General features: G+C 66.4%; 10 protein-coding genes. 4 read left to right on the top strand and 6 right to left on the bottom strand.

The genetic code is table 11. The features are described 5' to 3' along the window. Positions 1-16 precede the first annotated feature (16 nt). The 6 genes from DD1DGNOD_RS17650 to DD1DGNOD_RS17625 all read right to left on the bottom strand — a co-directional run bounded on the left by DD1DGNOD_RS17650 (position 17) and on the right by DD1DGNOD_RS17625 (position 6,006). A complete protein-coding gene (locus DD1DGNOD_RS17650) occupies positions 17-1,132 on the bottom strand; it encodes a carbon monoxide dehydrogenase maturation protein (protein WP_131767956.1) in 1,116 nt (371 codons plus the stop codon). Then, positions 1,129-1,806 (bottom strand): SAF domain-containing protein, encoded by a 678-nt coding sequence (locus DD1DGNOD_RS17645; RefSeq protein WP_241251700.1) that lies wholly within the window; start codon positions 1,804-1,806, stop codon positions 1,129-1,131. Before DD1DGNOD_RS17645 ends, DD1DGNOD_RS17650 begins: the two co-directional genes overlap by 4 nt. A 4-nt stretch (positions 1,807-1,810) precedes the next feature. Next, entirely contained in the window at positions 1,811-2,512 is a 702-nt protein-coding gene (locus DD1DGNOD_RS17640; protein WP_241255807.1) for a hypothetical protein, read from the bottom strand. A 251-nt stretch (positions 2,513-2,763) separates the two neighbouring features. Next, a complete protein-coding gene (locus DD1DGNOD_RS17635; RefSeq protein WP_131767955.1) occupies positions 2,764-3,189 on the bottom strand; it encodes a hypothetical protein in 426 nt (141 codons plus the stop codon). A gap of 984 nt (positions 3,190-4,173) precedes the next feature. Next, positions 4,174-4,896 carry a phytanoyl-CoA dioxygenase family protein gene (locus tag DD1DGNOD_RS17630; RefSeq protein WP_131767954.1) on the bottom strand — a complete coding sequence of 241 codons (723 nt, stop codon included), beginning with the start codon at positions 4,894-4,896 and terminating at the stop codon, positions 4,174-4,176. A 294-nt stretch (positions 4,897-5,190) separates the two neighbouring features. Continuing rightward, a complete protein-coding gene (locus tag DD1DGNOD_RS17625; protein ID WP_131767953.1) occupies positions 5,191-6,006 on the bottom strand; it encodes an SAM-dependent methyltransferase in 816 nt (271 codons plus the stop codon). A gap of 443 nt (positions 6,007-6,449) precedes the next feature. Here DD1DGNOD_RS17625 and DD1DGNOD_RS17620 point away from each other — a divergent pair, with 443 nt between their 5' ends. The 4 genes from DD1DGNOD_RS17620 (at position 6,450) to DD1DGNOD_RS17605 (ending at position 10,369) form a co-directional block, all read left to right on the top strand. After that, the gene (locus tag DD1DGNOD_RS17620) at positions 6,450-7,196 is read left to right on the top strand and encodes an XRE family transcriptional regulator (RefSeq protein WP_165035153.1); all 747 of its coding nucleotides are present in this window, start codon (positions 6,450-6,452) and stop codon (positions 7,194-7,196) included. Between the two features lie 24 nt (positions 7,197-7,220). Next, complete coding sequence (locus DD1DGNOD_RS17615) at positions 7,221-7,694, top strand: NUDIX domain-containing protein (RefSeq protein WP_131767952.1); 474 nt, start codon at positions 7,221-7,223, stop codon at positions 7,692-7,694. Positions 7,695-8,011: 317 nt separating this feature from the next. Next, entirely contained in the window at positions 8,012-9,463 is a 1,452-nt protein-coding gene (locus DD1DGNOD_RS17610) for a helix-turn-helix domain-containing protein (protein ID WP_165035152.1), read from the top strand. Positions 9,464-9,502: 39 nt separating this feature from the next. Continuing rightward, positions 9,503-10,369 (top strand): NAD-dependent epimerase/dehydratase family protein, encoded by an 867-nt coding sequence (locus DD1DGNOD_RS17605; RefSeq protein ID WP_131767950.1) that lies wholly within the window; start codon positions 9,503-9,505, stop codon positions 10,367-10,369. Positions 10,370-10,448: the final 79 nt, after the last annotated feature.

Below are 10,448 nucleotides of genomic sequence, written 5' to 3'. Positions count from 1 at the left end.
CACTTGGTGTCGCCACCTACCGCTCGCCTCCCCACCCGGCCAGCCACGCCGGATCGGCCGTATCCATTCGGAACAGCGGCGGCGGGCCTGGTGGGTGCGACGCGATCGCCCGCCGCTCGTCCCCGCCGATCAGCGGCGTCGCCGTACCGAGCGCCGCCACTGCGCCCTGCGGCCCCCGGCCGGTATCCGGCGTGATCGGTGGCACCCAGCCGTCCGACCCGGGCGCCGCCGGCCCTGCCTGGTCGGCGGGCAGCCAATGCGGTCTGACCGGCCCATCCGACGGTGCAGCAGCCGGTCCCTGCCCGGGTGGCCGCGCGGCGGCTACGGCCGCGCCGGGCACCGGCAGCGCACCGTCCGGCGCGGATCCGGCCGGCGGCGGGGAAGGCAACTCGGGCCGGGCCGGGCGTACGCGGGCGAGCCGGCCGGCGAGCGTGTCGGCGACCTCGGCGGCGGCGCGGGCCAGCACGGTGCGGCCCGGACCACCGCGCACCTTGCCGCCGGCCAGGGCGGCGGCACCACGAGGATCATGCGGGAGCAGCCCGGCCACCGGCAGGCCCAGCGCCTCCTCGACCTGCCCCAACGGCCACGCCGAGGGGCCGACGAGCACGATCATCACGTTCCGTTGCCCGCCACCGGTCAGCTCCTCCACGCGGCCGGCCAACCGAGCCAGCTCATACTCGTCCGGGCGGACGAGCAGCACCAGCAGCCCGGCAGCAGCGGCCACCGACAGGGACGGGGAGCCGATGTCCAGCCGGCCACAGTCGGCCACCACCAGCTCACCGCCGGCCGCGACCCGCAGCCCCTCGGCCTGCGCCACCACGTCCAGCGCGCCACGAGCCTGCAAGGGGCCAAGAGGCGCGGGCACCACCGCCAGCCCGCCCGGCAGGGTCTGGGTATGGCCGGCCAGCGGTGCCGGCCCGGCCCGGGCTGCCGCTGCCCACGACAGCAGCCCGGGATACTCACGCAGCCGATACCAACCGCCGATGCTGCCGCCGGCCGGGTCGGCTTCCACCAGCACCACCGCCGGCTCACCGGACCGGTGCGACGGCCAGGCGGCGGCGAACGCCAAGGCGGCGGTGGTCACCCCCGGGGAGCCTTTGATGCTGGCCACCGCCAGCAGCCCGCCGCTCACCGGCCGCCCGCCGCCTGCTGGATCAGCGCGATCCGGCCGGCCGCCGCTGCCCGCGCCACCTCCTGCGCGTCCGCGTCCGCGACCTGCAGAGACAGCACCGCACCCGTGACCCCCTGCTCGGCCGGGGCCACCCCGACCACCAGGCCCGCCACCGCCTGCCCAACCGTGGCGGGCTGCTCGGCCGCCGTCCCGGTGACGGTGCTGCCCGCCTGGATAAGGATGATCAGGATGTGGTCGCCGCGGGCCAGCTCCACCGGATACTGACCGGCTCGTACCGCGGCGCCCACGATGGACTGGCCAGCGGGCGGCACCCGGGACTGCCCGACCTGCCTGGCCGCGAGCAGACTGCCCGCGGTCAGCGGCACCGCCGCAACCCGGCCCACCACTCCGTTCTGACCGTCCGCCGCCACCAGGTCCACCCCGGCGTCCGCGGCGACCGACACCGCCCGCAGGTCCCCGGCAGTCAGAGCCTGGCCGGCGGGCACGTCCCGCACGACCACGAGCACCTGCCGGCGCTCACCGCGGGACGCGGAGACCAATACGAATGCGGCGATGCTCACGATGACGAGCAGCACCCCGACGATGGCCCGGCGGCCCATCCGCCTACGCCGTCGGTTCTCTACCCGGAACGGCGTCCGCGCGTCTGCCCGGCCCGCCGCCGTCCCCAGACTCATCGGCTCACCCCCGCCCCACCGGGACGACCAGCGCCTGCGCCTCACCCACCGCGATCTCGGTCACCAGTTGAGAGGTGAGGCCGGGGAACACCCCGGCCTGCCCGGCCCCGGCCCAGGCCACCGACCAGGACACCGTCACCGTCGCCCGGAACCGGCCGTCCGGCTCACCCGCCGATGACCGGGTGAAAGTGATCCCGCAGTCCGATGACGGCTTCGCCGGATCGTCCAGCCCGGCCCGGAACACCGTCCCCGGCCCCTGACAGACCACCCGGCCACCCGACCCGAAATCCCACGCCACCGACTCCGGCCGCGCGGTCGCGGTCACCGCCACGGCAGGCACCGCCGCGGTCGCCGTCACCGGAACCCACAGCGCCGGCTCAAGCCACAGCCACACCGGAACCCCCGCCGTCTGCACCACATCAGCGGACGGAGAAACACCGATACGAGGCTCCGGCAGCCTCAACCGATTCGCCGCCCGCTGCGCCAGCATCGGCGGTGACGGCGGCACCACCGCCGCCATGTCCGCATCCGGCCGCCACACCACACCACCGCCGGTACCACCAATACCCAGACAACTCTGGTCGTACCACGACCCGGCAACTCCCAGCGTGGCCTCCGCAGCCTGCACCACAGGCGTCGGAGTGAAATCCCGAGCGGGCCGGTAGTAACAGCCATCGCTCCCCAGCCAACCGTATTCCGGATCCACACAGGGAACGGTTTTAGTCCCGCCCGGCAGGGTGCAGGTGTTGGATTTTCTTTCCGGTGTTGCCACGCGCAGAGAAGGTGCTTCCTGGGCTCGAGCCCGACCGGTCACGTCCACTCCGGCCCAGACATCACAGCCTACGGTTTGCCGTGAGCAGACAGCATTCCCATAGACCTCGCTGGCTTCCGCCGTTCCTGCGAGAGCAAGTACGATCAGAACCGCAGAACTGAGGACGGCGACGCGGCCGGCTGTTCTCAGCATGTGCCGATCGCCTGAATGACAAGGACATCGACCTTCCAGTCGCCGGCCTTCTTCACGACGAGAGCCTGAACGAAATGTCGGCCACCGGGCTCGGTGTCATGAAGTTTTCCATCGAGTGTATAATTCAACCAGCGGCTGCCATCGGAACAGTCTTTGATAGTGATGCGGCCAGGATTGTCGGCCGGCTCTGCGGCGGAGATACTCCCGGAGAACGTCGGTCTCCCACGGGCCACGAGACCATCACGCTTATTTGCATAGACAGATCTGTATATCAGAGAAAGAGCCTCGCCGCTCGCGTGCTGGGTGAGCCGGGGATTCTGGTAGTCGCCGGTCGCGGCCATGGCGATCCAGTCTTCCCACATGCCGTGATAGGCCGTGAGCGCGTCCCGTGCGGCAGCCTGGGCAGGGGGCAGTGACACGACGGTGTTCGGTGCCGCTACAGGGGTCGCGGCGCTCGTTATCGTCCTGGGCTGAGCCGGGCCAGCCGCCCCGCCGCCGCCGCAACCCGCGAGCAGGATCGCCGCGCAGAGCATGCAAGCCGTGCAGGCCGCGACCCGGCGGCTTGCACGGCTTACTGACCTGTCATTCATCGGGATCGACCCGTCATCTCGGCGCGTATCAGACAAGAGTTAGCGTCGTGACAGGGGCGACATCAAGCGTGATGAAAATCATAAACACGACTCAAAAGATCGATGCGATCGATGCAGCGACCACGAGGAGATCCGTGATCTGTTACTCTCCGTATTGAATAGACGCTCTTGGGGTCGGACAGTAGCCGATATCGGCATTCGGGGTGCTCTGCGCCCGAAGCGCCCATCGGAGTAGATTGCCGGCCCGGTCGGCGTCGACCGCCACGATGCCGACCGGGCAGCACCTTAGCCCGATCTACCTTGATTCCAATGACATGAGCAGCGGTTTTCGGACGTGCGGGGCACGCGGTACGTCATTGACGATCACACTCTCGCCATCTCGGCAGCCTGGGTGTTCGCCGACCCCGATGCTGAAGAGCATGATCGACCATCGGGCCAGGACTGCCGTCACACCCGATGGCCGCGGCGCCCTACAGGCCATCCCACACGTAGAATGGATACGGAGAGTAATCAGACTTCCATATGAAGGCACTTACGCTGGCATGCCAGCCACGCCAGTTGTCGCGAGAAAATTGTTCATCTGTTGCTCTACGGCTTCCGTGGTGATGCGTTCGAAGTTGGGAAAAGCAGAAGATCATATTTTGTGTCAGGCTGGGTCAGCCGCAGCTACAGGTGCTTGCTCGCTTCCGCTGTCGATCTCGGCCGGACCGGAGCGGGAAGTAGTTCGTGGGCATCCGTGGGTGCGGCTTACCGCTGGAGGCTCTCACGATCTGGATGGCGGAGTCTCGGGGTAGCCGGTCCACAGCCTGGTCGTCACGCGCGGCCTTGTCGCGGGATAGGTGGGGACGGCCAACCATTACCGCAGATCACATCGAGCGCCGGTGGGGGTTCACGACGGCGGGGGTGCACCGCACCGGGGGCGACGTAGCGGACGTTCAAAGCGATCCGGGGGCCGGTGCTACGGTTCGCTGCGGAGCGGTGGACGGTACGGACATCGAGGGCTATCGCCATCCCCGCCGTGACAGGAAACTTGGTGAAGACGAGGTGCGCGGGATCTTTCACAGCGAGGTGCGTGCTACCGCCTACCGTCTCACGTCGGTAGGACTTGTAGCCGGCCCGGTGTGAACCTGCCGCGACCTGCAGGCAGCCGGCAGCCTCGTCGGCGTCGCTGAGCGCCAGCCACACCGCTACGGACCGGGCCGGGTCGAGAACCACCTGGTCGTTGATGCCATCCTGATGTGCTGGCACCACGTACGAAATCTCGGGCCGCTTGACAAGCATCAAGCTACTCTCGACCGCAACATCCGGCCCGATCATCTTTGTGACCACCTGCAGCAGAGCTGGTGTGGTCACCCAGGCCCGCGCCCAGCTATACATCCGGTGAGGATTAGGCAGCGCGTCACGGCCATTGCGGCGGCAGAACGCGGCAGCGGCTTGACCGAGGGCGGCAGCGTTTCCCGCTGCCGCCCACCGCAGACTGGTGACCCCGTCCGGTTCGCAGGGGCCGTCCGTCATGACGGCGGTGAGACGAGTCACCGCGAGAAAACCACTTCTACGACGTCGGCGGATGCGGGGCTGCGTCGCGCGATGGCCGCGAACGCGCTAACCCCTCGCTGCCGTTCTGGTTGGCGGAAGGACGCGTTGGAAGGCTGGCCTGCTTTTCTGACATCGAAACCGTTCATCTTCTCTGGCAAGGCCATGGACAGAGATCCATCTGGTAGGGGTGGGCGTCAACAGCCGGGCTGGCGACACATGTGGACGGGAAGCGGCAACAAATGGCGATCGATCTTATGCGACCTGGATAGTTTGGGAGGAATAAAAATAATGGAATTATATTCTCTTACCCACTCCACCATAAATCCAGATGTTACGGTATCCTTTCGGACGTTTACCGTCCGGCTGCCATGTCGGCACCTGTACGAGACCCGGGTCCACCAGGTCGCAGCCGTTGAAGAACACGGCGATGGCGGAATGGCTGCGTACGGTGAGGGGTGAGGTAGCGGCGTCGTAGGCTTCGGTGACCTGGGCCGCTGTTATGGGCCGCAGGTCGCCCGTGGCGTGTGACAGCGCCAGATAGCTGCCCACAGGCAGCGCGTCGAGCAGTGTCCGCACGATGCCGGCGGGGTCCTCCTCATCGCGGATGAAGTGCACAACGGCCACGAGGAGCAGGGCCACGGGCTCGGTGAAGTCGATCAGATGCCGGACGCGAGGATGGTCCAGGATCTTGTGTGGTTCCCGCAGGTCCGCCAGCACAGCCGCGGTCCGGCCGGTGCCGGTCAGCAGCGCGTTGGCGTGCGCGTGGACGAGGGGATCGTTGTCGACGTAGACGACCCGGACGTCCGGTGTGACTTTCTGGGCGGTCTGGTGGACGTTGTCCGCGGCCGGGATGCCGGTGCCGATGTCGATGATCTGCCGGATGCCGGCCTCCGCGACGAGGAACCGGACGGCACGGTGGAGGAAGCGTCGGTTCTCCCGGGCCATCAGCCGGGCTTCGGGAGCGGCCCGCAACACCTGTTCCGCCACGATGCGGTCTGCTGGATAGTTGTCCTTACCACCCAGGAGATAATCGTACATCCGCGCCGGGTGCGCGGTGGCCATGGTGATTTCATCGGCGGCGCAGCCGCTTGTTCTCACGAACGTTGCCATCCCGCCCTCCGTCACTGTCTTCCTCGTGCTGTATTGAACGTCTCGATCGTTTCCATGTATGCGAGACCGGATGTGTCAAGCCGCTTGCGCATCCCCGTGATTTCATAGCCGACGCGGGTGGGGCCGAGGAAGGGGTTGGATGTGGCCGGCCGGACGTGGCCACATCCAACGTGGCACCAGGTGGGCCGGCACGCTCTCCGGCCCGCAGTCTCGATGCCGTAGTCGAGCGCCTGATCCGGCGTCTTCGTCCTCTTACGGCGCTTCCCCGATGTGGACGGTGCCTGAAGTCGGGCGCGCTGGACACGCGGGCGTGTTCTGGGGTGCACGAAGTGCAGAGTGCCGCTGAGGGCAGGACGTGGACACCACTCGACGGGGACGTGTGTGGACGTTTGAGCTATCCTGATAACGTCCCAAAACGTCCTGGCGTCCGAGGAGGCTTTGCTGTGCCGAACGAGCGGTTGCGGGCCTGCATCGCGAACGCGGGTTTGTCGATCGAGCGCATCGCGGAGATCGTCGAGGTCGACCCCAAAACTGTTGATCGCTGGATCGCGAAGGATAGAATGCCACATCGAGCCCATAGGTATGCTACGGCAAATCTGCTCGGAGTCGACGAGCTCTACCTGTGGCCCGCGCTCCTCGATGACTCGCGTAGCAGGTCGGCGAGCCTGGCCGAGTTCGTAGCACTCTACCCGCACAGGGGAGCGGTTCCGTCGAGCCTGTGGTCCTCGCTGCTGGACGAGGTGAAGGATTCCATTGATATTCTTGTGTATGCCGGATTGTTCCTGACTGACGGCACCCCGGATATCGCCAGAAAACTCGCCGAGAAGGCAGGTGAGGGGGTGCGTGTACGTTTACTCCTCGGCGATCCAGACGCAGATGCCATCGCGAGACGGGGTATGGAGGAAGGCGTGTTCGACGGTGTCTCTGCGCGAATACGACTCAGCCTCACGCATCTTCAGATGGCAATCAGCCGGCCCGGGGTCCACATAAACCTGCATGACACCACTCTGTATACCTCTATATTTCGATTCGATGACACGATTATGGCTAATACCCATGTCTATGGATCACCTGCGGCGCAGTCCCCGGTCCTCCACATCCGACGGGTTCCCGGCGGTCGCCTGTTCGATCACTACATGACCAGTCTTGACAAGGTATGGCAGCAATCCAGACCGGTACAGGCGCCGTGAGCCCATCCCAAGAAGGTGAAGATAGTGGCCAGGACGGACTACTATAGCGACCCTCGCGCACCGAAGCCGAACTCGATAGTGCCGGCTGCGACAGCGATCGTCCCCGATGGCGAAGGTCGCGTACTGCTCATTCGCCGGTCGGACAACGGCAGGTGGGCCTTGCCCGGCGGCCAGATGGATATTGGTGAGCACTTGGCCGGGTCGGCCGTACGGGAAGTGAAGGAGGAGACCGGTCTGGACGTCGAGGTCGTGAAGATCATCGGAATCTACACGGACCCTCGGCACGTTATCGCATACGACGACGGCGAAGTACGCCAGCAGTTCGCCGTGTGTTTCGAGACGCGGGTCACCGGGGGGTCGCTTCTCGCGGACGGCAGCGAGGCGCGGGATGCTCGATTTGTAGCGGCCGAGGAGCTCGACGGCCTGAATATCCATTCTTCCATACGCTTGAGGATCGCCCATTATTTCCAGAACAAGCCCACAGCACATATCGGCTGACCTGCGCGGTCTCGCCCGCCGGGAATGTTCGGTGGAGTGTTGAAGGACGTTTTGCCTTATGGCGCGCTGGCACGGATTCTGTCCGGACGGCCGCAAGCCCTGGCCCGAACGGCGCGGGGGTGCGTGCTGAGACCGCCAAGGGTATGGCTGGCCGACGTACTACGCTGCCAGAAAAGATGGCAGAGAGTGACATAGCGGTACGCTGCCTGACAGGTCGGGCTGTCCGATCCCCCGGAGGTTCCCGCCGACCGCGGGAGGCCGTGTGCAAGGAACTGGTCGGTGCCGGATTCAAGATGATGTGGCGAAGGGGGCGTTGGGTGGGTCAGGAGCCGCGGGAGCTGACGCCGAACGCCTCGGCCGCGCATCTGTTCGGCGCGGAGTTGCGGCGCTGGCGGGAGCGTCAGGGGCTGTCGCTGGCGCGGCTGTGCGAATGCTTCGAGCGGGCTGGGCGGCGGGTGGACGTCGGCTATCTCGCCCGGGTGGAGCGCGGTGAGCGGCTTCCCGAGGACCGTCAGTTCGCTGAGACCGCTGATGCCCTCGGGACCACCGACGGGCTGTTCGGCCGCCTGTGGGACTTCGCCGACGCCGAGCGGCGCGATGCCCGGCGGGAGGCCAAGCGGGAACGGGAAGCCCTGCTGGAGCTGGCCGCGGGCACGTTCGCCCCCGTCCTGGCGGGTGATGTCGTGTTCGTGCCGTACGTGACCGGCACGGGTACCGTCGCGTATGTGAGGGTGACCCGGCGGGTGTTCCTGGCCACCGGTGGCATGACGCCGGTGGCGCTTGCCGCTGGCGTGTTCGACCCCGACGACCTTGATCGGCTGGCGCGGGCTCTGGAGCGGCCGCAGGCCAGTGACACGCGGGTTGCGGCCTATTTCGGAAAGGCGTTGGAGCTGCACAAAACCCACGATTTCGTGCTGGACCCGGCGCCTCGTGTCGGCTCCGTGGTGCAACAGATCGGGGTACTTGACCGGTTCGCCCGTGACGCCCGGGGGTCGGTCCGTCGTGCTCTTCGCTCGGTGCAGGCCGAGTACGCCGAATACGCCGGTTGGCTGCATCAGGAGCTTGGAAACAGCAGAACTTCGGTGCTGTGGACGGAGAAGGCCAGCGCGTTGGCGCAGGAGGGCGGCAGCTACCAGATCGTCACTTTTACAATGATCCGCCGGTCCAGCATCGCCTTCTGGAACGGTCAGCACGCAGAGGCGGCTGATCTGGCCGCAACTGCCCAGGACGGTCCGTGGCCACTACCGCCCGGCCTCGCGTCGCTGGCCGCGCAGTATGAGGCCGAAGCCCACGCCGCGTTGGGGAATGCGTCAGCCTGCGAGGCGCGTCTGGACCGTGCTGTCGATCTGCTGGGTACGCGGGACGCTGCCGGTGACGACCAGATCTACTGGGCACGTACCCACAATTATGATCATTACCGTGGGCAGCGAGCTGCCTGCCTGGTAGATCTCGGGCAGGCAGTCCAGGCCATTGCGCTCCTGGAACCGCTGCTGACAACGACTACTGCGAACCGCCGTGGTGTCGGTGGCTACGGTCACGGCGCAGGTATGGCCCTGCTCGGCTTGGCATACGCCCAGACCGGACAGATTGATGCCGCCGTCCATTTCGGCAGCCAGTCTCTGAACAGCACACTTACCACGCCACATCGCCGCATTATCGACCGGCTTGAGCAGGCTTTGACCGAGTGGGCGACCGAGGAATCGGTACGGCAGTTCCGTAGAAGGCTCGATGAAAAACGCCACGCGTATGAATACGGCAAGCGTGTTTGAGGCCATCTTCCGGATACGTCCTTACGAAGGCCGCGCCGCATGACATCCCGATCTGATCACGGTTCTGCGACCCGTGTTCTGATCACTGGAGCGGCTGGAAACATTGGGCATCGCCTCCGTTCACGGCTCGCTCGTCCAGGCCGGACACTACGGCTGCTCGATATCGCCGAGCTACCCCCCGCCGCCACGGGAGAAGAAGTCGAACTCATCCAGGGTTCGATCGCGGATATGGATGTCATGGAACGGGCATGCCGGGACGTCGACGCCGTCATCCATCTCGCTGGTAACAGTCGGGAAGCGTCCTGGCAGGAGATTATGGAGGTGAACATCGGCGGCACGTACACCGTGTTCGAGGCCGCCCGTCGGAGCAATGTGCCGCGGATCGTCTTCGCCAGCAGTGCCCATGCCGCCGGCTACGCACCGGTTCCGCGGGACGCTGAGGTTCCGGACTTCCAGTATCCTCGGCCCGACAGCAACTACGGCGTTGGGAAAGTCGCCGGTGAAGCGATCGGTAGCCTCTACGCCGACCGATACGGCATGGACGTCATCTGTGTACGTATCGGTGTCTGTTTCAGCAGACCTTGGCGCCGCACCTTCCCCCGCTGGTTGTCGCCCGATGATTGTGGCCGGCTGTTCGAGGCGTGTTTGACTGTTCCGTCGCCCGGGTTTCGGTTGGCGTGGGGGGTGTCGGGGAATACCCGTGGTCAGCTTAGTCTGGTGGAGGCTCGCAGGCTGGGTTATGAGCCGCGGGACGATGCCGAGGTGTTCGCCGACGAGATGTTCGGTGAGCATGGTGTCGTGGACGCGGATGATCCGGCGTTGCGTTATGTCGGTGGTGACTGGTACGGCCCGGATTTCGATACCGCCCGCCGTGAGTATGAAGGCGGCCGGTCAGACGACATCTGACCGGCCCTCGAGCGGTGTCAGCGGGGTAGACGCCAGCCGGTCGGGATCCACAGCGGGTCGGGCAGGCCGGGGGCCGGGG

It is taken from the genome of Candidatus Protofrankia californiensis, assembly GCF_900634765.1.
Taxonomy (GTDB): Bacteria; Actinomycetota; Actinomycetes; order Frankiales; family Frankiaceae; genus Protofrankia; species Protofrankia californiensis.
This window is presented reverse-complemented; position numbering and strand designations above follow the sequence as displayed.

Bases quoted from the DNA above. Each gene is read 5' to 3' on its own strand.
- DD1DGNOD_RS17645 (WP_241251700.1), bottom strand. From the start codon at position 1,806: ATGAGTCTGGGGACGGCGGCGGGCCGGGCAGACGCGCGGACGCCGTTC.
- DD1DGNOD_RS17625 (WP_131767953.1), bottom strand. From the start codon at position 6,006: ATGGCAACGTTCGTGAGAACAAGCGGCTGCGCCGCCGATGAAATCACC.
- DD1DGNOD_RS17605 (WP_131767950.1), top strand. From the start codon at position 9,503: ATGACATCCCGATCTGATCACGGTTCTGCGACCCGTGTTCTGATCACT.